Below are 22624 nucleotides of genomic sequence, written 5' to 3'. Positions count from 1 at the left end.
TTCTTTCAAGGATGCAGAGGGTCAGCTGAGGCTGAAAAGCTGTTCCATTGCAGCAAAAACTCTTTGCAAATTCCGACAACGATTGCTAAAATAAAAAGGGGGTGCGGAGGCTTGAAAAGCATTGTTCATTATCACACAGAAGAATATGGCACGATAAAAATGAAGCTGGCGGAGCTGTTAAAGGACCGCGGCATTACGCGCAACCGTCTGCGCACTCTTACCGGTGTGAAGTATGATGTAATCGATCGCTATTATAAAGGAGAAGGAGTAGAGCGAGTGGATCTGGATGTTTTAGCAAAGCTCTGCTATGTGTTGGATTGTGAGATCAGCGATCTTCTGGAATATGAACAGCCCGCAAAATAAAAAATCTTGAAAAAGAAAACGGCGTCCCCTGTGATTTCGATTACAGAGACGCCGTTTTTGGTGTCTTGCGCCGCTGCCACGGAGAAAACCGGAAGCTTAACGGGGTTCGACGATGAGACGCATAGCGGTGCGCTCTTCGCCGTCAATTTCGACGCTGACAAAAGCAGGCACGCAGATGAGATCAATTCCGGAAGGAGCCAGATAGCCGCGCGCAATGGCAACAGCCTTGATGGCCTGATTGGCGGCTCCCGCCCCCACAGCCTGCAATTCGGCGGATCCGGATTCCCGAATGACTCCTGCGATGGCGCCCGCCACGGAATTGGGCGCTGATTTTGACGATACCTTGAGAATTTCCATAAAGCCGCCTCCAGATCAGAGATGTTTCGATATAAATATACGGCATTATGCGAAAAAAAGCAAGTTTTCCTGTCAAAATTTGCGATATTTTGCCTATTTTATAATAAATCGTTCTACAGATAACGATCTTCCGGTTTTGTCGTCAATGGTGAAAAGGGCGCAGTCCATCTCACAGGGATCGCTGGCCAAGTCAAAGCGCACAGGCATATGACGGTGCATTTTCTCGATGGTCAGCTCCGGTTTGACGCCGAGCACAGAGTGGATCGGCCCTGTCATGCCGAGATCGGAAAGGTAGCCTGTGCCGTTCGGCAGGATCTGTTCATCGGCGGTCTGCACATGCGTGTGTGTGCCAAAAACAGCGGACACCCGGCCATCCAGATAATAGGCAAGGCTTTTCTTTTCCCCTGTGGCCTCAGCGTGAAAATCGACAAGCGTGATTTTCGGCAATCCGGCGGCGAGAATACGGTCGGCGGCATCGAAAGGATTGTCAAGCGGCTCCATGTACACCACACCCATCAGGTTGATGACGCCCACCTGGATGCGGCCCATGTCGTACACCAGCCAGCCGCGCCCGGGCGCGCCGCCCTCGGGGAAGTTCGCCGGACGCAGGATCGTTTCGCAGGAATCAAAGACGGTGTACATTTCCCGGCGGCGGAACGCATGGTTTCCGGTGGTGATTACGTCCACGCCGCTCTGAAAGAGATATTCGGCGCTGACGGGGGTGATGCCGTTGCCGTCCGCGGAGTTTTCACCGTTGCAGATGACGAGGTCAACACCCTTGAGCTTTTTCAGGGTGGGAAGATGGGCGCGCAGGAAACGGCAGCCGACGCTGCCGACCACGTCGCCGATGGCAAGAATATTCATGGGTACCTCCGAATAAACGAAAGCCGCCGCAAATGCGGCGGCCTTTTGGACTTTTTATTTGGCGTATTCAATCGCGCGGCTCTCGCGGATGATATTCACCTTAATCTGGCCGGGATATTCGAGATCGCTTTCGATCTTGGTGCAGATCTGGCGGGCCAGCAGCACCATGCGATCGTCGGTGATGATCTCGGGCTTGACCATAATGCGGATCTCGCGGCCCGCCTGAATGGCGAAGCAGCGGTCAACACCCTCGAAGGAGGAGGCAACTTCCTCCAGCTTTTCCAGACGCTTGACATAGTTTTCCAGATTCTCACGGCGCGCGCCGGGGCGTGCGGCGGAGATCGCGTCGGCGGCCTGCACAAGACAGGCGATGACGGTTTTGGCTTCCACGTCGCCGTGGTGTGCCTGGATGGCGTGCACAACCGTCTCGCTTTCCTTATACTTGCGGGCCACATCCACGCCGATATCGACATGGGAGCCTTCAATCTCATGGTCAAGTGCCTTGCCGATGTCATGCAGCAGACCGGCGCGGCGTGCGATGGTGGGGTCGAGGCCCAGCTCGGAGGCCATAATGCCTGCGAGGAAGGAAACCTCCAGCGAATGGTTGAGCACATTCTGTCCGTAGCTGGTGCGGTAACGCAGACGCCCCAGCAGCTTGACGAGTTCGGGATGCACTCCGTTGACGCCCGCCTCGATGACGGCGCGTTCGCCCTCCTGCTTGATGGTGGCCTCAACCTCGCGGCGGGCCTTCTCGATGGTTTCCTCAATGCGGGCGGGATGGATGCGTCCGTCGGAGATCAGGCGCTCAAGCGCGATGCGCGCAATTTCCCGGCGCACCGGCTCAAAGCAGGAAAGGGTGATGGCCTCGGGTGTGTCGTCGATAATGAGATCAACGCCCGTCATCGTCTCGATGGCGCGGATGTTGCGGCCCTCGCGTCCGATAATGCGGCCCTTCATTTCGTCGTTGGGCAGCGGCACGACGGAGATCGTGGCTTCCGCCACATGATCAGCGGCGCAGCGCTGAATTGCCATGGATATAATCTCGCGGGCGGATTTCTCCGCCTCGTCGCGTGTTTGCTGTTCAAACTCCATGAGCTTGACGGCCTTGTCGTGGGTCAGCTCATCTTCCAGATTTTTCAGCAGGTAATCCTTGGCCTGCTCCATGGTAAAGCCGGAGATACGCTCCAGCATTTCGAACTGGCTCTTTTTCACGGCCTCGGCTTCCTCCAGGCGTTCCTCGGCCTGCCGGATCTTGCCGTTCAGAATTTCATCCTTGCTTTCCAGACTCTCGATCTTCTTATCGAGCGTTTCTTCCTTCTGTTGGATTCTGCGTTCCTGGCGCTGGACCTCCTTGCGGCGGTCGCTGAGTTCTTTTTCGCTTTCATTGCGCAGGCGGTGAATTTCGTCTTTCCCCTCGAGGACGGCTTCCTTCTTTTTCGCCTCCGCTGTCTTGATGGCTTCGCTCACAATACGCTTGGCCTCCTGCTCTGCGGAGCCCATGGCCAGCTCAGCCTGCTTTTTCCGGTGTGCAATTCCGATAAAGAAACAGACCACGCCAGCGGCCACAGCGCAGACGACCGCAATGATCACGGCTGCTACGATAGGTATCAAGTTGTTTGGACACCTCCTTGTCCTTCAAGGCAATGCCGCCCGCTCGGAGGCGTCAATCCGCGCGTCCGGCTTTGGGCGCACGAACGCCTGCCAGCCGGGGTGAAAGAAATGTGATTATATCAAAAAATCTCCTGCGCCCATAAGGCGCGCGGAATTGTACGGAATCACCTTAAAAAATTCATTTTTTTCAAGATTCATGGAAACAATAAACAGAGTCCGGGTGCGTCACGCCCAGCAATCCGCAGAACGGCGGATAACGCCATTCTGCTTCTTATTGTAGCCTTTTTTCCTGTGCCATGTCAAGAATTTTGGCTTCATTCCATGCAAAACTGTACAGATAAATAAAAGCCGTTTCGGAAAAAGGCAAAAAAACGGACGGAAAACGGGGACATGCTTTCTTTTTCCGCATGAGGACGGGGAAAACAGGCTTTTGTGCACTTTTTCAGGCTGGGACGGGTTTTATTCGGAAAGGCTGCCTTCACACAGCATTTCGGGAAACCCCCACTGCCGAAGAACCTCATATACGCCGACGGCGACGCTGTTGGACAGGTTCAGGCAGCGGGCGCGGTTGTCGGGGATCATGGGAATGCGTACGCACGATTCATAATGGGCGCACAGCAGATCCTCCGGCAGCCCGGCCGTCTCCTTGCCGAACACCAGATAGCAGTTGTCCGGGTAAACAGGATCGGTGTGCGTGCGTCCGGCTTTTGAAGAGAAATAGAAAAAATTTCCCTGGTTGCGGGAAAAGAAATCGGAAAGACTGTCATAGAGGGTGATGTCGAGCAGGCGCCAATAGTCGAGACCGGCGCGCTTGAGCTTTCGGTCGTCGATGGAAAAGCCCATCGGCCCCACCAGATGCAGATGTGCGCCGGTGGCCGCGCAGGTGCGTACGACGTTGCCGGTGTTCTGGGGAATCTCCGGCTCGACAAGGACGATATGCAAAGAGGGCATGAAACGATCTCCCTTTTCATTCAGATTTCTTTTTATCGTAGCACACCGGCGGAAAAAGCGCAACGGCCCGGAAAACGGGATTGTCAAAAACTGAGAGCCATAAAACACGGGAACGGAGGGAAGGATAATGCAGGGACTACGTTCCGCAAAACAAATTTATCAAGCTTGGAGGTTGGTGCAAATGTATCGTGAAACCATGGGTTTGGTCAAGGGAATCGGTATCGGCATGGCCGCGGCGGCTGCTGTGACGGCGATCGGCGCGAAAATGATGAAGGATAACAAGCATCTGCGCCGCAGTGTGCAGCGTGCCATGAACGCTGTCGGACAGGCTGCCGGCGATATGATGGGCAATGTCAGCTCCATGATGCACTGAAGCGTTTCCCAGCAAATCCTGAAAGAAGCCCGAACGCAAAACATCCCGGACGCGCAGGCGTTCGGGATGTTTTGCGTTTGTATTGACAGAAGAAACTCGCTCGATATAATGGTATCTGTGGAAACCCACCGTCCGCAGTTGAGTTTTAGCCATTTTGTAGACGGTGTACGGTGAAAAAGACGGTTGCCTGACCATCCCGCGGGAGCGGAAAGGAAGGCATGTATAGAGCCCTCGCGGGAAATTTTTCTCAAAAGGGGTGATATACATAACGCTTCAGGAAGTTTTTTGGATTGTCTCGATTGGCTGGATTTTTCTTCAGGCATGGGACAAGTTCCATAACAAAAAGAAGTGAGCCGTCTGCTGCAACAGAACGGCTCATGGATTGCGTGAAGTGAAAGCTTCACAGATTCATTAAGTTTTATGTATGCTGTGGCAACCGTCCGGGTTTCCACACTTTTATTATAAGCTGGATTCTCCACATTGTCAACAGAAGGAAAAAGAAAGCCTGCACAAACCCTCTCCGTCATCTGGACAAAGCCGCAGAAAGGTGCTATGCTGTGGGAAAGCGGGCTTGTGCCCGCCTGATTTTTTGCCAAAAACGGGAGGGGCATGGATCCATGGCATCGGAGAGAGGCCGGATAAACGGCATCACAGAGGGCGTGATCTGGAAGCAGCTTCTGATCTTTTTCTTCCCCATCATGCTGGGGACATTTTTTCAGCAGCTGTACAACACCGTGGACGCCGTTATCGTGGGACAGTATGTGGGCAAGGAGGCTCTGGCGGCCGTGGGCGGCTCCACGGGAACGCTGATCAATCTGCTGGTCGGCTTTTTCGTCGGCCTGTCCTCGGGTGCGACGGTTATCATTTCGCAGTATTACGGGGCGTACCGCCCGGCGGAGACGAGCCTTGCGGTGCACACCGCGACGGCGCTGGGCATTGCGGGCGGCGTGGTGTTCATGGTCGTGGGGCTGATCGTGTCGCCGCTGGCGCTCACGATTATGAGCACGCCCGCGGATATTTTCGATCATGCGCTTTCCTACATCCGCATTTATTTCCTGGGAATGGTGTTCAACCTCGTGTATAACATGGGCGCGGGTATTCTGCGCGCCGTGGGCGATTCCAAGCGTCCGCTGTATTTCCTGATTTTCAGCACACTCCTGAATGTGGTGCTGGATCTGCTGTTTGTTGTGGCGCTGAACCTCGGCGTCAACGGCGCGGCGATCGCGACGATTCTCTGCCAGGCGGTGAGCGCCGTGCTGGTGATGTATATCCTCATGCGCTCGGATGACGTGTACCGCGTGCGTCTGCGGGATATCCGCTTTTCGCTGCCGATCCTGCGCGACATTGTGCGCATCGGCCTGCCGGCGGGCCTGCAAAGCGTCATTTATAATGTCTCCAATATCATTGTGCAGGCCACGATCAACAGCTTCGACACGAATGTGATTGCCGCCTGGACGGCAAACGGCAAGATCGACGGTATCTTCTGGATGATCATGGGCGCGTTTGGCACGGCGACCACCACCTTCTCCGGGCAGAATTTCGGTGCGCAGAAATACGACCGGATCCGGCGCTGTGTGCGTGTGTGCGGGCTGATGGCCTTTGGGGCGGCGGCGCTGATCAGCACGGTGGTGCTGGTTTTTGGCCCGCTGATTTTCCGGATCTTCACCTCCGACGAGGGCGTGATCGAGAGCGGCATGCAGATCATCCACGCGTTGGCCCCGTTCTATTTTACTTATGTCTGCGTGGAAGTCATCTCCGGCACGGTGCGCGGCGCGGGCGATTCCTTCTGGCCGATGATCATCACCTGCTTCGGCGTGTGCGTGGGAAGAATCCTGTGGATCCTCTTTGTCGTGCCGCAGTACCACACGATCGAGATGCTCGTCTGGGGTTATCCGATCTCCTGGGCGCTGACGAGCGTGCTTTTCATCATTTATTATTTGCAGGGAGGCTGGCTGCGCCGCAGCATCCGCAAGGCAGGCTTTGCACCGGAGCCGCCCAGACAGAAAAAAGGGGTGCGTGAATAAAATTCACGCACCCGTAAAGCTTTGCTCCATGCGGAAATCCTCCGCGAGTTCCGGCAGGTTATCTGCAAAGACGAGGCCGTCCGCCAGTCGCTTGGCAAACTCTTCCGCCTTTTCAAAATTCCCCGGCCCAGCCGGAAATAGAGACGCAAACACGCTTCGTGTGACCGTTTCCCGGATTTCCACGCCAACGCTTCCCGCGTCGTCCTGTGCCACCAGGTATTCCAGCCTTACGCCATTCCAGCTCGCCTGTCCTACCGTCCTCGTCATACATCCTGCACCTCATCTCCCAAAAATTTACGTGTTCACCTTTTGTTCACAATCACGATTTCTATCTTACACACAGGCCGGGAGCGGGTCAATAGGTAAAAAGACGGTTCCGATAGGTGAATATTTTTCACATTCTGTGACGGCGAAAAAAAGAGACGACAGATTGACTCAGGCAAAACAGATTTCCCCTGTTTTGTGGTTGCGCTCGCAAGGAAAATTTTCAACATTTAAACAGTCTTTAAACAATGCCGAAAATCCACAAAATAAGTCCATATACAATACTGGCAGACACGCCCGCGGTGATCACCGGGCCCGCGATGGTGAACAGCTTTGCGCAGGTGCCGGTGATGATCTTTTCGGTCTTGAATTCGATGGCGGGGGACACGACAGCGTTGGCAAAACCGGTGATCGGCACCAGCGTGCCCGCTCCGCAGTGGCGCGCGATGTTATCGTATACGCCAAGGGCGGTGAGCGCGGCGGAAAGGCCGATCAGCGTCACGGAGACAAAGCCGCGCGCCTGTGTTTCGGGCAGTCCCAGCGCGGAAAACGCCAGAAACAGGGCTTGTCCCAGGCAGCAGATGGCCCCGCCGGAAACATAGGCGAGGAGTACGTTTTTCACCACAGGCGATCCAGGCGCTGCCCGCTCCGCCATTTTTTGATATTCCTGTTCTGTGAGCTTTTGCGGCATAAAAATTCCTCCTTTTGCGCCTTCTTGCTCGAGGCTTAGCACTCCGCTTTTTGCTTTGCGGTAAAGGTCCGAAAAAAATCGCTTCGCTCTTTTTTCTGCCTTCTTTGCGGCTTCGCGCGATTGATGGGGCTCTGGGTCTCGCCTGCCGGCTCGGTCGGCGCTAATTCGTGCGCCACTGGCGCACCGCGCCCCCATCCCCCGCGTCTCCGCTCCCGCTCCGGTCGGCGCCTTATTTGTGTGCCACCGGCACACGGCGCCCTTTTGAAAAAGGCTTGACCGAAAACTTCACGTTTGGTTAGATTGCCCTGTGTGGGACACAATATGCGCATGGCGGACGGATTGCTTCCGGGCCATGCGCTTTTTGTCGTTTTTATCAGTTTCTCCTGTAAAAATATGCAAAAATGCTTCTAAAAAAACAGTTGTCATTTTTTCGGTTTTCCAGTAAACTAATAAGGATATAGACTGACAAAAGAAAGGCGAGGCGAGGGATATTTATGAAGAGAAATGATATTCACAAGGTCCTGATCATCGGCTCCGGTCCCATCATCATCGGCCAGGCCTGCGAGTTTGACTACTCCGGCACGCAGGCATGCAAAGCCCTGCGGCAGCTCGGATATCAGATTGTGCTCGTCAACTCGAATCCGGCCACCATCATGACCGACCCCGAGACGGCGGACATCACCTACATCGAGCCCCTGAATGTGGAGCGTCTGGAGCAGATCATCGCAAAGGAGCGTCCCGACGCTTTGCTGCCGAACCTCGGCGGACAGTCCGGCCTGAACCTGTGCTCGGAGCTGAACAAGGCCGGCATCCTCGAGAAATACAATGTGAAGGTGATCGGTGTCAATGTCGATGCCATCGAGCGCGGCGAGGACCGCATCGAGTTCAAGAACACCATGAACGAGCTGGGGATCGAGATGGCCCGCAGCGAAGTGGCCTATTCCGTCGACGACGCCCTCGCCATCGCGGAAAAGCTGGGATATCCCGTGGTGCTGCGTCCCGCCTACACGATGGGCGGCGCGGGCGGCGGCCTTGTCTATAATGTGGACGAGCTGCGCACCGTCTGCGCGCGCGGTTTGCAGGCCAGCCTCGTCGGCCAGGTTCTGGTCGAGGAATCCATCCTCGGCTGGGAGGAGCTTGAGCTCGAGGTCGTGCGCGACGCGAAGAATAACATGATCACCGTCTGCTTCATCGAGAATATCGATCCCCTCGGTGTGCACACCGGCGATTCCTTCTGCTCCGCCCCGATGCTCACCATCAGCGAGGACGTGCAGAAGGAGCTGCAGCGGCAGGCGTATAAGATCGTGGAGAAGGTCGGCGTGATCGGCGGCACCAACGTGCAGTTTGCCCACGATCCCAAGAGCGGCCGCATCATCGTTATCGAGATCAACCCCCGCACCTCCCGTTCCTCCGCTCTCGCCTCCAAGGCTACCGGCTTCCCGATCGCCCTGGTTTCCGCGATGCTTGCCAGCGGGCTGACGCTCGACGAGATCCCCTGCGGCAAGCACGGCACGCTGGATAAGTACGTTCCGGGCGGCGACTACGTTGTGATTAAGTTCGCGCGCTGGGCCTTTGAGAAGTTCAAGGGAGCCGAGGACAAGCTGGGCACGCAGATGCGCGCCGTCGGCGAGGTCATGAGCATCGGCAAGACCTATAAGGAAGCCTTCCAGAAGGCGATCCGCAGTCTGGAGAACGGCCGTTACGGTCTGGGTTGGGCGAAGGATTTCCACGACAAGACAAAGGACGAGCTGCTCACCCTGCTCGCGAACCCGACGAGCGAGCGCCAGTTCATCATGTATGAGGCCCTGCGCAAGGGCGCGACGGTTGAGGAGCTGTGGAACCTCACGAAGATCAAGCATTACTTCATCGAGCAGATGAAGGAGCTGGTCGAGGAGGAGGAAGCGCTGCTTCAGCACAAGGGCCAGGTGCCGGACGAGACGGCCCTGCGCACCGCGAAGCTCGACGGCTTCTCCGACAAGTACCTCAGCCAGATCCTGGCCGTGCCGGAGACGGAGATCCGCTCTGCCCGCGCGAAGTACGGCATCAACGAGGCTTGGGAGGGTGTGCACGTCAGCAGCACGAAGGACGCGGCCTACTATTATTCCAGCTATCATATTCAGAACGACGCTCCCACCGATCACGACCGCCCGAAGATCATGATCCTCGGCGGCGGCCCGAACCGCATCGGCCAGGGCATCGAGTTTGACTATTGCTGTGTGCACGCGGCGATCGCGCTCAAGGAGCTGGGCTTCGAGACAATCATCGTCAACTGCAACCCGGAGACGGTGTCCACCGACTATGATACCTCGGACAAGCTGTACTTTGAGCCGCTCACTCTTGAGGACGTGCTGAGCATCCACGAGAAGGAGAAGCCTGTGGGCGTGATTGCGCAGTTCGGCGGCCAGACCCCGCTGAACCTTGCCGCCGACCTCAAGAAGGCAGGCGTGAACATCCTCGGCACCACGCCGGAGACGATCGACATGGCGGAGGACCGCGATCTGTTCCGCGCCATGATGGACAAGCTCGGCATCCCGATGCCGGAGTCCGGTATGGCCACAACGGCCGAGGAAGCCATCGCGATCGCGAACCGCATCGGCTATCCCGTCATGGTGCGCCCGTCCTACGTCCTCGGCGGACGCGGGATGGAAGTTGTCTATGACGATGAGGCCATGGCCTTCTATATGAACGCGGCTGTCGGCGTGACGCCGGACCGCCCGATCCTCATTGACCGCTTCCTGCACCACGCGACGGAGTGCGAGGCTGACGCCATCAGCGACGGCGAGAATGTGTTCGTTCCCGCCGTGATGGAGCACATCGAGCTTGCGGGCGTTCATTCCGGCGACTCGGCATGCATCCTGCCCTCGCGCGCCCTGACCGACGAGCAGGTTGCCACGATCAAGGATTACACCAAGCGGATTGCCAAGGAAATGCACGTGGTCGGCCTGATGAACATGCAGTACGCCATTGAGGATGGCCGCGTGTTCGTGCTCGAGGCCAACCCGCGCGCGTCCCGTACCGTGCCGCTCGTGTCCAAGGTGTGCAACATCAAGATGGTGCGCCTTGCCACCGATATCATGACCTCCCAGCTGACGGGCCGTCCGTCCCCGGTGCCGGGTCTCAAGGAGAAGAAGATCCCGCATTACGGTGTGAAGGAAGCTGTGTTCCCGTTCAACATGTTCCAGGAGGTGGACCCCGTCCTCGGGCCGGAGATGCGCTCCACCGGCGAGGTGCTTGGCCTTGCCGCCACCGTGGGCGAAGCCTTCTTCAAGGCCGAGGAAGCCACGCAGACAAAGCTGCCGCTCTCCGGCACGGTGCTCATCAGCGTCAACGACCGCGACAAGGCGGAGCTTGCCGAAGTGGCGCGCGGGTTCCTGTCCTGCGGCTTCCGGCTGATCGCGACTGCCGGCACGCATGACGCGCTGAGCGCGGCGGGCATTGAGTCCGAGCGTGTGGCGAAGATCAACGAGGGCCGTCCGAACGTGCTCGACCGCATCACCAACGGCGAGGTCACGCTGATCGTCAACACGCCGCTGGGCAAGAAGGGCGCGACCGACGACAGCTATATCCGCAAGGCCGCTATCAAGGGCCGTGTGCCGTATGTCACCACCATGGCCGCCGCGAAGGCGACTGTCGAGGGCATCAAGGCCGCGAAGGATCCCGAGACGCGCGGCGTGAAGTCCCTGCAGGAGTTCCACGCAGCCATCACGGACGCCGAATAACATTTCATCTTGTATCGTTCGCCCCGGATCGCTTTCCCGCGCTTCGGGGCTTTTTTTGCCTCCAGGTGCCGTAAGATAGGGGAATTCGGATAAATTTAAGAATAATTCTTATTTTTATGTGAAAACCTCTTGATTATTGGAAATAAATCGGGTACAATAAGGATACACTAACCAACGGAGCGAAATAAACCTGCAACAGTCACCAAAATAAGGAGGAAATGAAAATGGAACTCAAGGGAAGCAGAACCGAAGCCAATCTGCTCGCGGCGTTTGCGGGCGAGTCTCAGGCGAGAAATAAGTACACCTACTATGCCTCCAAGGCGAAGAAGGATGGCTACGAGCAGATCGCGGCTATCTTCGAGGAAACGGCGAACAATGAGAAGGAGCACGCGAAGCTGTGGTTCAAGCTTCTGCATGACGGCGGCATCCCGGCCACCACGGAGAACCTGAAGGACGCGGCCGCCGGCGAGAACTACGAGTGGACCGAGATGTACAAGGAGTTCGCGGATGTGGCCGAGGAAGAGGGCTTCACGGAGATCGCCGCGACGATGCGCCTTGTCGCCGGGATTGAGAAGTCCCACGAGGAGCGCTACCGCAAGCTCCTCCAGAACCTGGAGCAGGATATCGTGTTCAAGGCCGGCGAGGAGACCGTGTGGGTCTGCCGCAACTGCGGATACATCCACATCGGCAAGAGCGCCCCGACTGTCTGCCCGGCGTGCAAGCACCCGCAGGCCTACTTTGAGCGCAGAGCGGAAAACTATTAAGGTATAACAGGACGCTTCCCGGAGGATTGTGTACCGGGAAGCGTCTTTTTTCTTTTAATTTTGTATACCTGTGTGCTATACTGAAAAAGATAAAAGCAAAGCAAACGGGGGAACACACATGCAACAGGAACAAATACACACAACGGCTTCTCAGTGGCAGGAGCTTCTGGAAAAGCACCGCGCCGGGGAAAAGAAGTGGAACCGTCTTTCGCTGATCTTCGGCCTGACCAAGCTTGCGCTGCTCATCACCGTGTTTCTCACCGTCTATTTTATCTGGCTGAGAGGCAATCCCACGCTGGGGATCACGCTCACAGCCATACAGGCGGTGATTTTTGTGGCGGCGGGCATCGTGCAAGCGAAGCTCAATGCCCGCATGCGCTTTGAGAGCGGCATGGCCGAATTGGTGCAGAAGCATCTGGATCGTCTCGAGGGCCGCTGGGGAGACTTCAAGGATACGGGCGAGGAGCTGGCCGGATCGGAGCATGAATATGCCCGCGATCTCGATATCGTGGGAAAGCGCTCACTCTTTCAGCTTCTGAACAGCACCGGCACCTCCTTCGGGCGCGCGCGGTTCGCGGAGGATCTGCTCTGCCCGCGCTACAGCGGGAAGGAGATCCGCGAGCGCCAGCGGGCTGTGGCGGAGCTGGCGGGAAAGCCGGAATTCTGCTGCCGGATGGAGCTTTTGCTGGGTCGCGTCGGCGTGGAGGAGAGCCTGCCACAGGCGGCGGAGCGTCTCGCGGACGGCAAGCGCCGCCTGCAAAGCGGAGCGGTGCGCGCCCTGTTCTGGGTGCTGCGCGTGCTCACGTGCGGTTCCGGCCTGCTGATGCTGCTGCTGCCCGAGTCGATGGCCGTTGTGCCCGGAGTGATGTTCAGCGTGCTGTTCCTTGCCCAGCTTGCGATCTGGGGGCTGAGCTCGCCGCAGATCCGTCCGTTCCTTGCCGCGATGGCTGCCGCCTCCCATCGGCTGAGCGTGTGCGGAGAGCCGGTGGACACGTTTGCGCAGGAGCCGTTTGAGAGCGAAAAGCTGCGGGAGCTGGCTGCGGTGCTCGGCGGGGCGCGCGAGCCCCTGCGCCGCCTTGCCGGGCTTTCGCGGCGGATCGGTTTGGGCAACAGCTCCATTCTTGCGTTCATTTTAAATGGCCTGTTCCTGTGGGATCTCTGGAATGCCGCTTCGCTCGACAGCTGGAAGCAGAAGTGGGGAGAAAAATCCACGGATTGGTTCTCTGCGCTGGGCGAGACGGAAAGCTTGCTGAGCCTTGCGAACCTGCCGCGCTGCTGTGCCGGGTCGTGCGTGCCGGAGCCGGCGGAGGGCACGGGCGTGTTCACCGCGCGGGCGCTGGGGCATCCGCTCCTGCCGAACGACTCCCGCGTCTGCAACGATTTCACGCTTGGCAGGGGGATTCACATTGTGTCCGGCTCGAATATGGCGGGCAAGACAACGTTTCTGCGCACGGTGGGAATCAATATGGTGCTGGCCTGCGCGGGCGGCTTTGCCTGCGCGGAATCGCTGACATTTTCGCCCATGCGCGTCATGACGTCCATGCGTTTGTCCGATGACCTGTCCGGGCGGATCTCCACGTTTTACGCGGAGCTTCAGCGCATCAAGACGATTCTCGACGCGGCGGCACAGGATAAAAGCGTGCTGTTCCTCATCGACGAGATTTTCCGTGGTACAAACTCCGTTGACCGTTTGGTGGGCGCGGAAGCTGTCCTGCGCCGTCTGGAGGAATTGGGCGTGTCCGGCATGATCACGACGCACGATCTGGAAATCTGCCGTCTCGCGGACGAGCGGCCACGTGTGGTAAACTGCTGCTTCTGCGAAACGTACCGCGACGGCGAAATTTTCTTCGACTACAAACGCCGCGAAGGCCCCTCCCAGACCACCAACGGCCAGTTCCTGCTGCGCAAGGTGGGGATTCTCGCAAACTGACTGCGTCAGTTTGCGGTCTGAAGCATAATTTTGCGGGCTTCGCCCGGAAAATTACGCTTCAGCGGCTGGGTGGTATCCGCAACCCCCTGTAGAGCCGTAGCTCCAACCCACGGAAAACGCGCAAAGCACCTACGGCGCTTCGCGGTCTGAACTTCAATTTTGCGGGCTTTGCCCGAAAAATCAAAGTTCAGCAGCTAGGGCTTGTTTGAAAAATCATAAACATCGTCTTTTTCCCCAACAGCGGCTGCTTTCTGCGTCAAAAATGCTCGGAATCCGGCAAGGATTCCTGCGCTTTTTTCCTGGAAATCACCTCGCTCTGGGAAAAAATCCGGCATTTTCTCTATTTTCAAACAAGCCCTAGGTGCTATCTGCAATCCTTTGTAGAGCCGTAACCCCAACGCACGGAATCTCCCCAAATTATTCCCCACGCTAATTTGGGGAGATTCCCCCACCAGCCGGCCAGTCTTGCGCGTCAGCGCAAATTTGGCCGGCCGCGCTGAGGGAGAAGGGGCGGCAAACTGACGTAGAAAAGAAAGCGTGGGGTTCGAAGGGGCAAGGCCCCTCGCGGTTCTTTTCCCCATTTCTTGGCGGCAAGAAATGGGGGGCCATGCGGCCTGAGCAACTTGCGCCCCGCCTGCGGCGGTTCGCAGACTGAACTTCAATTTTGCGGTTCTTGCGAACCGGAAAATCAAAGTTCAGCGGCTAAGTGCGGAAAAGAAGCGACAAAGAGAAAATCAGAAAACATGATTTTATTAAAGGAGGTTTTTTCTATGCCAAATCCCAGAAAAGCCGCTATTGTCGGCTGTGGCTTCGTCGGCGCGTCCATCGCGTTCAGCCTGATGCAGCGCAGCCTCTTCTCCGAGCTCGTCCTCATCGACGCGAATCATAAAAAGGCCGAGGGCGAAGCCATGGACCTCAGCCACGGCCTGCCCTATACCGCGTCCATGGAAATCTACGCGGGCGATTACCGCGACGCCGCCGACTGTTCCCTCGTCATCGTGACGGCGGGCGCGAACCAGAAGCCCGGCGAAACGCGTCTCGATCTGATCGACAAGAATGTGGCGATCCTCAAAAGCATCCTGCCGAACCTGACCGCCACGGGCTTTTCCGGAATCCTGATGATCGTTTCCAACCCGGTGGACGTGCTTACCTATGCCGCCCAGCGCATTTCCGGCTATCCCGCCGAGCGCGTGATCGGCTCCGGTACCGTGCTGGATACCGCCCGCCTGAAATATGAGCTGGGCCGCCATCTCGCCGTGGACAGCCGCAGCATTCATGCCGTCATCATCGGCGAGCACGGCGACAGCGAATTGGCCGTGTGGAGCGGAGCGAACGTCTCCGGCATCGACCTGAACCATTTCTGCGAACTGCGCGGTCATTTCGACCATGAAAATTCGATGCAGCGCATCTATGAGGCCGTGCGCGGCAGCGCGTATGAGATCATTGAGCGCAAGGGCGCGACGTATTACGGCATCGCGATGGCCGTCGCCCGCATTTCCGAGTGCATCGTGCGCGATGAGCACGCCGTGCTTCCGATTTCCGTCCTGCCGCGCGGCGAGTATGGGCTGGAAAATATCGCGCTCAGCCTGCCCACCGTCGTGGGGCATGAGGGCGTGGAGAAGGTGCTGGAAATCCCGCTCAGCCCGGAGGAATCCGCCGCCCTGCACGAGTCTGCCGCTCAGCTGCACGAGGTGATCCGTACCCTCGGGCTGTCGTAAAAATCCCGGATGGATCTTTTCTCCCGTTTGCGTTACAATAGGGAACGAGAAAGCGCTTTTTGGGAGGAGAGTGTTCCATGAAAAAAACGAGTGAAATCAATATCCGTGACCCGTTTGTTCCCCTCAGTGACGGCCCCGTGACTCCCGCGGACTGGGAGTGCCTTGACGGTACGCTCTACGTCGCGGCGGATGGCACGCCGTACCTGGTGTTCTGCCATGAATGGCTTCAGGTGAAGGACGGCGAAATGTGCGCCATGCCGCTCACGCCCGACCTCACCGCCGCCGCGGGTGAACCGCGCGTGCTGTTCCATGCGTCGGATGCTCCGTGGTCGAAGGGCGGCGGGGACAACGGCGACTGCTATGTGACGGACGGCCCCTGGATGCACCGCTGCCCGGATGGCCGCCTGCTCATGCTGTGGTCGACCGGGGGCTATGAGGGCTACGCCCAGGGCGCGGCGTACCCGGACAACGGCGAAATCACCGGAAACTGGAAGCCCTCGCCGGAGCCGATCTTCGGCAAGGACGGCGGCCATGGCATGATCTTCCGGGGCTTCGACGGTATTCTGCGCCTGGTGCTGCACACGCCGAACGAGAATCCGAAGGAGCGCCCGGTGTTCCTTCCCATCTCCGACGAGGGCGGCACGATCCGCCTGCTGTAAAGGTTTGCCCTGCCAAACGCCGCGCGCCGTTCCGCCGCGGCGTTTTTTGGCGTATGGGCGAGCCAAAGCCGCCCGCACAGAAAGGAGAATTCTCACATGGAACCCATACAAATTTGCGTCGCTTCTCCACAGGACGCGCAGGCCATGCTTGCCATCTATGCGCCGTATGTGGAGCGCACCGCCGTCAGCTTTGAGCTGACCCCACCCTCTCTGGAAGAATTCCGGGGCCGGATCGAAACAACGCTGCGCCGCTTCCCGTGGCTGGCGGTGCGGCAGGGCGATCGGGTGATCGGTTATGCCTACGCTTCACCCCTGCATCCCCGCGCGGCGTATGCGTGGTCGGCGGAAGCGTCGATCTATCTGGCTCCGGACTGTCACGGGCAGGGTGTGGGAAGGCGGCTGTATGACGAGCTGGAAAAAATCCTTACTGCCCAGCGGGTGCAGAGTCTGAACGCCTGCATCGCCTGCCCGCGCGAAGAGGAGGATCCCCATCTCACGCGCGCAAGCCTGCTGTTTCATGAAAAGCTGGGCTTTCGCACCTGGGGTCACGCTGAGCGGTGCGCTTTCAAATTCGACCGCTGGTATGATATGGTCTGGATGGGAAAGGCCATCGGTACGCCTCTCACTCCGCCCGCCCCATTTCTCCCGTTTCCGGAGATAAGGGAGAAATTTACTCTTTTATAAAATGGAAAGATTCCGGATTTGTGTCAATACAGTTAATGATCTGAATTCCTTCCTTTTGGGCATATTGTGTGGTATAGGCTGTTCCACCTGTATTTCGATATTGATAACAGACGCAAATCCACGATGAGTCGACCAGCCATCGATCCCGTTTATAGTAGCATCCTCTCTTATATTCCTGCTGAACATAAAATGTTTTCGTAGCTTTTTCTTTGATGTCCAGATAAAACTGGACATCTTCTTTTTTCCAGCCGGATTCCTGTGTATATGGATTACGGAAGGGAAGAATCAAAATTAAATGTATATGAGGATATTTTTCTTTCAGTTGCAATACAGTTTGTGCAGCTAATGTGTCAAATCCTCTGGCTCCGCCTGAGCAAAAAAATGTAAAACCGTTCAAAATAAGCTCTTCAACAATATGGTATAACGTGATGGAAAGAAAGCGGTCGCTTTTTCGGATTTCTCTATGGCCTGTGAAACAAACTGTTTTTTCCCTGTTCAACAAATTTCTCTCCCTTTTGAATTATTAGGCGTATATATTATACGTCTAATACTCCATTTTGTCTATTAATACCTACATATAAAATACGTTTATTAGACGGTATAAATGGGGGAACAGCTTTGAGAGCAAAGGAGAAAAAAGAGATCAATGTTCTGATAGGGGAGCAGATACGGCTTTATCGTGACAAGAGCGGGATGAGTCGGGAACGGCTGGCGGAGCTGATGGGTGTGACACCCCGCTTTGTGGCAGATGTGGAGCTGGGATTTGTGGGAGTATCTTTGACCAGTCTGAAAAAGATTTGCGAAATTCTGGGGATTTCTGCTGACCGGCTTCTCTGGAAAAAAGAAGACTCCGCTGTTTCATTTTCGGAAAGGTTATCCCATGTGGATGAACAATGGATTCCTCTGATAGAGAACTTACTTCAAAAGCAGTTGGAATTGATTGCTGCCATGGAGAAAAAATACAGTGATACTCCGTCCAAAGCAAAGCCTGCCGGGTAAGCATGGATAAAGGTACACAGAAAAAGGCCCTCTGCGATTAAAATCGCGGAGGGCCTTTCCGTTTTGTGGTGATTAGAGCATTTCAGAGCCGGGCGCGGCATCCTCGCGCAAAAGATAGGCAACGCCCACCGCGCCGGGGCCGGAATAGGTGCCGATAACGGTTCCCAGCTCGTGGTGGTCGTATTCCTCCATCCCGGTTTCGGAGCGCAGGCGGCGCACAAAGGCCGCGAGAAGATCGGGGCACTGGGCGGAGGCGAGGCTGGGCGGGCAGGAGCGATCCCATTCCGCGTCCATGGCTTTGGCCATAAAATCATAGGCAGCCTGATTGCCGCGCACCTTTTTCTCGATCTCGATCTTTCCGTCCTGAATCCGCAGGATGGGCTTGACATGGAGGAGCGAGCCCACAACGGCGGCGGTCATCGGGATGCGCCCGCCCTTCTGGACGAATTTGAGGGTTTCCAGCGCAATGCGGAGCATCACGCGGCCCTTGATCTCGTCGATGCGCGCGGCGATCTCCGCGCCGGAGCGGCCTTCGTCGCGCATCCGCACAGCCTCCTGCACAAGCGGCCACAGGCCATAGGAGCCGGTGCCGGAGTCAATGACGTAAATCTTCCGGCGGGGGAAGGAATTGCGCGCGATGCAGGCGGACTGATAGGTTCCGCTGAGCCGGTGTGTGAGGAAAAGCCCCACGATCTCGTCATCCTTGTCCGTGAGCGCGTCCCGGAAGGTGTCCATAAAAACGCCGGAGCTGACCTGGCTTGTCGTGGGAAGATCACGGCACAGGGCCAGCCGGGCAAAAAATTCGGGCGGCAGCAGATCCACGCCGTCCCGGAATTCCTCCTCCCCGAAACGCACCGTCAGGGGTACGACAATAATACCGAGCCGTTCGGCTTCCTCGCGCGGGATATCGGAGGTACTGTCAACAATGATTTTAACCATGGGGTAACACCTCTCCACTTTACGGGCGGAAGCCCGGCTGATCATATGGTTTTGAATACTAAATGTAAACATCATTATAGCATCCCCGAAGGGGAATGAAAAGCCGCGGAAAAAATTTTTTCAAAAAATTTTTCAATCCTGCAATAAAACAAACCGCCCGTGCAATATACAGACAACGAAAGAATTTTCCGAGGCCGCGCGGCCCACATGAAAAAATTTTTTTCAGCCCCCTGCAATAAAGTGAACGCCTCATGCAATATACAGACAGAAAACAAAACACAGCGCCGCGGCAGTCGCGGCGTCCCACCCCCACAAATTTTGATACAAAACAAAAGGAGAGAAAATTTTTATGAAAAGAACGAAGATGATTTCCATCGCAGCAGCGCTTGTCCTGGCCGTATCCGCGTCCGTCCCCGCCTTCGCGGCAGCTAATGACCGTCTGGTTGTTTCCTACACCACCAACACCTCCACCACGACAGCGGCTCCCGCCGCACAGACCTCCTCCGTCACCTTCCTGTCCATGAAGGGCGCGATGGATCTGGCGCTCAAGGAAGTCCCCGGCGTGCTCAAGAGCATCGAGTTTGACATCGAGGACAACGGCTCCCTGCGCTACAAGGCTGAAATTCATTACAACAACAAGGAATACGATCTCGAGTTCAGCGCCACGGATGGCACCATCTACCAGAACAAGCAGGACACCATCGAGCGCGACGAGGCCATCCCCGCCGGCAGCTACATTACCTATGAGAAGGCCGCCGAGGTGGCTCTGGGCCAGGTCAAGGGCGGTTTTGTCTCCAAGCTCACGCTCGAGAGCCGCTGGAATGACGGTGTGGTGTATGACGCCGAGGTTTGGCTGAACGACGCCGAGTATACCATTGTGATCGACGCCGACAACGGCACGGTCCTCCGCTCCGGCTGGGAGAAGGAGTCCGACGCTTCCTACTACACCAAGAATCTGGCGGGCGCGCAGACTGTTGCGACCCTGCCCGACAAGGGAACTTCCTCCACCACGACAACTCCTCCGGCTGCCAGCACCCCCTCCACTCCGCAGGTGAGCAAGCCCACGCAGACGACCGGCTCCATCACGATGGACAAAGCCAGAGAGATTGCGCAGGCTCAGGTGCCGAACGGCCGCGTCACCGACGTGGAGTATGAGTACGAGCACGGCCGCGCTGTGTACGAGGTGGAAGTGAAGGAAGGCTACTACTGGGAGTACAAGTTCGTGATCGACGCTTCCAACGGCAGCATCCTGTTCACCGAGAAGGAATACGACGACTAATCGGCGCTCCAACGCGATAACAAAACTCTATCCTCATTCGCCGGGCGGCCGCGGACATTATGTCCGCGGCCGCTTTTTGCGTGCAAAGCGGCTGAAAGGGAAGCAAATTTTCATGAAATATTCACCACTTGAAAGGGCCGCTCCCGTATAATAAAAACTGGATACACAGAAACCATCGGCCCGGGGAGAGGCCGGGAAGGAGGATGCCCTATGGCGTCTGGAAAAATATTGGTTGTGGATGATGACAGAAATATCTGCGAGCTGCTCAGGCTCTATATTGAAAAAGAAGGCTTTGATGTGGTGATTGCGAACGACGGGCGGCAGGCGCTCGATCTGTTCGACTCCGAAAAGCCGGATCTGATCATGCTCGATATCATGCTGCCGGAGCTCGACGGCTGGCAGGTCTGCCGCGAGATCCGCAAAAAATCGCAGTGCCCGATCATCATGCTCACGGCAAAGGGCGAGGTGTTTGACAAAGTCCTCGGTCTGGAGCTGGGCGCGGATGATTACGTGGTCAAGCCGTTTGAAGCTAAAGAGGTCGTGGCCCGGATCAAAGCTGTTCTGCGGCGCTTCGGGAAAAACGGCGACGATCTGGTGAAGGAGGTTCACTATGACAAGCTCTCCATCAACCTGACAAACTACGAGCTCAAGGTGGATGGAAAGGTGGTGGACACGCCGCCGAAGGAGATGGAGCTGATCTACCATCTGGCCAGCAACCCGAACCGCGTGTTCACACGCGATCAGCTGCTTGACGAGGTGTGGGGCTTCGACTATTACGGCGACAGCCGCACCGTGGACGTGCATGTCAAGCGCCTGCGTGAAAAGCTGGAGGGCGTGTCCGACAAGTGGGCACTTAAGACCGTGTGGGGCGTTGGCTATAAATTTGAAGTGAAGGAATAACCATGCAGAAATCACTGTTCCGCAAATACCTGAAAATCACCTCCTTCACCATCCTCATCAGCTTTTTCCTGCTGGGGCTGGTGATGCTCGCGTTCAGCACGAGCAACTGGCAGGAGGAAAAGCAGGCTCTTTTGCAGCGCAACGCGGACAGCGTTTCCTCCATCGCGGCCAAAAGCATGATCAAGGTGTCGGATGGGGAATATGTCATCACGCGGGAGCAGGGGGATAAGCTGCAAACGTTTATGTCGGCCTTCGCGGAAAACATTGATTCCGATATTTTCATCACGGATCTGTCCGGCTCGGTGATCGCATCGGCCTACGGAAGCGGCATGCAGCCCGCTTCGCAGGATATCTCCCAGGAGCTGGTGTCCCGCGCCGTGAACAACCAGTACATCGGCCAGACGACGATGGACGGCATGTACCCCTCGCCGTGCTATGTGGTGGGCGTGCCGATCACCTATGTCCCCGAGGAGGGAGACCAGATTTCGGTGGGCGCGGTGTTTGCCTCGTGCAACTTCCGGGCCTTTTCCGATTACCGCGCGAATCTCATGCAGATGTTCCTGCTGGCGGCGGTCGCGTCGTTTATGGTGTCGTTCTGCATCGTGTGGCTGTATTCGTACAGTCTCGTGCGGCCTCTGCGGGATATGGCGTCCGCGGCCCGGAGCTTCGGAGACGGCAACTTCACCCGCCGCGTGCCTGTCACGGGAAACGACGAAATCGGCCAGCTTGCGATCGCGTTCAACAACATGGCCAGCTCGCTTTCCACAAGTGAGAGCGTGCGGCGCAATTTCATCGCGAACGTTTCCCACGAGTTGAAAACGCCGATGACCACCATCGCGGGCTTTATCGACGGGATTCTGGACGGCACAATCCCGCCGGAAAAGCAGCGCCATTATTTGCAGATTGTGTCGGACGAGGTCAAGCGGCTCTCGCGTCTGGTGCGCACCATGCTCGATCTGTCACGGATCGACAGCGGCGAGCTGCATCTGCGCCCCGCCCGCTTTGATATCACCCAGACGATTTTTTCCGCCCTGCTCTCCTTTGAAAAGCCGATCGAAGATAAGCGCCTTGAGATCCGGGGTCTGGAGGACGCGGAAAGCCTGTTTGTGGACGGCGACCCGGATATGATTCATCAGGTGATGTACAATCTGATCGAGAACGCCGTGAAATTCACAAATGAGGGCGGCTATATTCATATCGCCGTGACGGACTGCGAGGATCGCACCTTCGTGCGCGTGCGCAACAGCGGCCCCGGCATCCCGGCGGATGAGGTGTCGCTGATCTTCGACCGTTTCTATAAAACCGACAAATCCCGCAGCAAGGACAAGACGGGAATGGGACTGGGCCTGTACATTGTGCGGACGATCATCCGCCTGCACGGCGGAGAGATTACCGCCAGCAGCGTGGAGAATGAATACTGCCAGTTTGAATTCTGGCTGCCGAAGCTTGGGGAAGCGCAGCCCGCTGTCCCGGAGACAGTCGGAAAAGACAAGCCGGGGAAGGAAAAGCCCGGCAAAGACAAGAAGAATTGAGGG

Annotated in this window: 22 protein-coding genes; 13 read left to right on the top strand and 9 right to left on the bottom strand. The window is 56.9% G+C overall.

The genetic code is table 11. The annotated features are described in order from the left end of the window. Positions 1-111: 111 nt before the first annotated feature. Entirely contained in the window at positions 112-363 is a 252-nt protein-coding gene (locus B5F35_RS01975; RefSeq protein ID WP_087237543.1) for a helix-turn-helix domain-containing protein, read from the top strand. 96 nt (positions 364-459) lie between these two features. On the opposite strand, the gene B5F35_RS01970 is transcribed toward B5F35_RS01975, so the two are convergent. From B5F35_RS01970 to B5F35_RS01955, 4 genes are all read right to left on the bottom strand, one after another. Further along, a complete protein-coding gene (locus tag B5F35_RS01970) occupies positions 460-720 on the bottom strand; it encodes a stage V sporulation protein S (RefSeq protein WP_087237541.1) in 261 nt (86 codons plus the stop codon). Positions 721-813: 93 nt separating this feature from the next. Next, positions 814-1584, bottom strand: coding sequence for a TIGR00282 family metallophosphoesterase (locus tag B5F35_RS01965; RefSeq protein ID WP_087237539.1), 771 nt, complete (start codon positions 1582-1584; stop codon positions 814-816). Positions 1585-1638: 54 nt separating this feature from the next. Then, complete coding sequence (gene rny / locus B5F35_RS01960) at positions 1639-3195, bottom strand: ribonuclease Y (protein WP_442856413.1); 1557 nt, start codon at positions 3193-3195, stop codon at positions 1639-1641. A gap of 459 nt (positions 3196-3654) precedes the next feature. Continuing rightward, positions 3655-4146, bottom strand: a complete 492-nt coding sequence (locus B5F35_RS01955) for a tRNA (cytidine(34)-2'-O)-methyltransferase (RefSeq protein ID WP_087237537.1) — start codon at positions 4144-4146, stop codon at positions 3655-3657. Positions 4147-4327: 181 nt separating this feature from the next. Here B5F35_RS01955 and B5F35_RS01950 point away from each other — a divergent pair, with 181 nt between their 5' ends. Together B5F35_RS01950 and B5F35_RS01945 are read left to right on the top strand one after the other, a co-directional pair. Further along, positions 4328-4519 carry a hypothetical protein gene (locus B5F35_RS01950; RefSeq protein ID WP_087237535.1) on the top strand — a complete coding sequence of 64 codons (192 nt, stop codon included), beginning with the start codon at positions 4328-4330 and terminating at the stop codon, positions 4517-4519. Between the two features lie 617 nt (positions 4520-5136). After that, on the top strand, positions 5137-6543 hold the full coding sequence (locus tag B5F35_RS01945) for an MATE family efflux transporter (protein ID WP_087237533.1): 1407 nt from the start codon (positions 5137-5139) through the stop codon (positions 6541-6543). 3 nt (positions 6544-6546) lie between these two features. Here B5F35_RS01945 and B5F35_RS01940 read toward each other — a convergent pair whose 3' ends face one another. Together B5F35_RS01940 and B5F35_RS01935 are read right to left on the bottom strand one after the other, a co-directional pair. After that, the gene (locus tag B5F35_RS01940; RefSeq protein WP_087237531.1) at positions 6547-6810 is read right to left on the bottom strand and encodes a hypothetical protein; all 264 of its coding nucleotides are present in this window, start codon (positions 6808-6810) and stop codon (positions 6547-6549) included. Positions 6811-7048: 238 nt separating this feature from the next. Next, positions 7049-7498, bottom strand: coding sequence for a SpoVA/SpoVAEb family sporulation membrane protein (locus tag B5F35_RS01935; RefSeq protein ID WP_087237529.1), 450 nt, complete (start codon positions 7496-7498; stop codon positions 7049-7051). 494 nt (positions 7499-7992) lie between these two features. Here B5F35_RS01935 and carB point away from each other — a divergent pair, with 494 nt between their 5' ends. From carB to B5F35_RS01915, 3 genes are all read left to right on the top strand, one after another. Further along, positions 7993-11217 (top strand): carbamoyl-phosphate synthase large subunit, encoded by a 3225-nt coding sequence (carB, locus tag B5F35_RS01925; RefSeq protein ID WP_087237525.1) that lies wholly within the window; start codon positions 7993-7995, stop codon positions 11215-11217. 224 nt (positions 11218-11441) lie between these two features. Beyond that, positions 11442-11981, top strand: a complete 540-nt coding sequence (rbr, locus tag B5F35_RS01920) for a rubrerythrin (RefSeq protein WP_087237524.1) — start codon at positions 11442-11444, stop codon at positions 11979-11981. Positions 11982-12099: 118 nt separating this feature from the next. Next, complete coding sequence (locus B5F35_RS01915; RefSeq protein ID WP_140401123.1) at positions 12100-13911, top strand: MutS family DNA mismatch repair protein; 1812 nt, start codon at positions 12100-12102, stop codon at positions 13909-13911. A gap of 194 nt (positions 13912-14105) precedes the next feature. Here the strand turns inward: B5F35_RS01915 and B5F35_RS18365 are convergent, their stop codons facing one another. Next, entirely contained in the window at positions 14106-14309 is a 204-nt protein-coding gene (locus tag B5F35_RS18365) for a hypothetical protein (RefSeq protein WP_140401122.1), read from the bottom strand. A 372-nt stretch (positions 14310-14681) separates the two neighbouring features. Between B5F35_RS18365 and B5F35_RS01910 the strand changes: the two genes are divergently transcribed. From B5F35_RS01910 to B5F35_RS01900, 3 genes are all read left to right on the top strand, one after another. Next, positions 14682-15629 (top strand): L-lactate dehydrogenase, encoded by a 948-nt coding sequence (locus B5F35_RS01910; RefSeq protein WP_087237520.1) that lies wholly within the window; start codon positions 14682-14684, stop codon positions 15627-15629. 77 nt (positions 15630-15706) lie between these two features. After that, positions 15707-16288, top strand: coding sequence for a family 43 glycosylhydrolase (locus tag B5F35_RS01905; protein ID WP_087237518.1), 582 nt, complete (start codon positions 15707-15709; stop codon positions 16286-16288). Between the two features lie 96 nt (positions 16289-16384). Continuing rightward, complete coding sequence (locus B5F35_RS01900; protein WP_087237516.1) at positions 16385-16972, top strand: GNAT family N-acetyltransferase; 588 nt, start codon at positions 16385-16387, stop codon at positions 16970-16972. On the opposite strand, the gene B5F35_RS01895 is transcribed toward B5F35_RS01900, so the two are convergent. After that, on the bottom strand, positions 16959-17471 hold the full coding sequence (locus B5F35_RS01895; protein WP_087237514.1) for an SLOG family protein: 513 nt from the start codon (positions 17469-17471) through the stop codon (positions 16959-16961). The genes B5F35_RS01900 and B5F35_RS01895 overlap by 14 nt on opposite strands. A gap of 119 nt (positions 17472-17590) precedes the next feature. Between B5F35_RS01895 and B5F35_RS01890 the strand changes: the two genes are divergently transcribed. Then, a complete protein-coding gene (locus B5F35_RS01890) occupies positions 17591-17971 on the top strand; it encodes a helix-turn-helix domain-containing protein (protein ID WP_087237512.1) in 381 nt (126 codons plus the stop codon). A 72-nt stretch (positions 17972-18043) separates the two neighbouring features. Here B5F35_RS01890 and B5F35_RS01885 read toward each other — a convergent pair whose 3' ends face one another. Then, on the bottom strand, positions 18044-18910 hold the full coding sequence (locus B5F35_RS01885) for a DegV family protein (RefSeq protein WP_162611299.1): 867 nt from the start codon (positions 18908-18910) through the stop codon (positions 18044-18046). Between the two features lie 349 nt (positions 18911-19259). Here B5F35_RS01885 and B5F35_RS01880 point away from each other — a divergent pair, with 349 nt between their 5' ends. The 3 genes from B5F35_RS01880 to B5F35_RS01870 all read left to right on the top strand — a co-directional run bounded on the left by B5F35_RS01880 (position 19260) and on the right by B5F35_RS01870 (position 22621). After that, a complete protein-coding gene (locus tag B5F35_RS01880) occupies positions 19260-20189 on the top strand; it encodes a PepSY domain-containing protein (RefSeq protein WP_087237508.1) in 930 nt (309 codons plus the stop codon). A 210-nt stretch (positions 20190-20399) separates the two neighbouring features. Then, positions 20400-21089: a response regulator transcription factor gene (locus tag B5F35_RS01875; RefSeq protein WP_087237506.1), complete on the top strand. Its 690-nt coding sequence runs from the start codon at positions 20400-20402 to the stop codon at positions 21087-21089. A gap of 2 nt (positions 21090-21091) precedes the next feature. Continuing rightward, positions 21092-22621 (top strand): sensor histidine kinase, encoded by a 1530-nt coding sequence (locus B5F35_RS01870; protein WP_087237505.1) that lies wholly within the window; start codon positions 21092-21094, stop codon positions 22619-22621. Positions 22622-22624: the final 3 nt, after the last annotated feature.

It is taken from the genome of Anaeromassilibacillus sp. An200, from assembly GCF_002160025.1.
Taxonomy (GTDB): domain Bacteria; phylum Bacillota; class Clostridia; order Oscillospirales; family Acutalibacteraceae; genus Caccousia; species Caccousia stercoris.
Note: the sequence above shows the minus strand (reverse complement) of the source record. Positions and strands in the feature narration are given on the sequence as shown.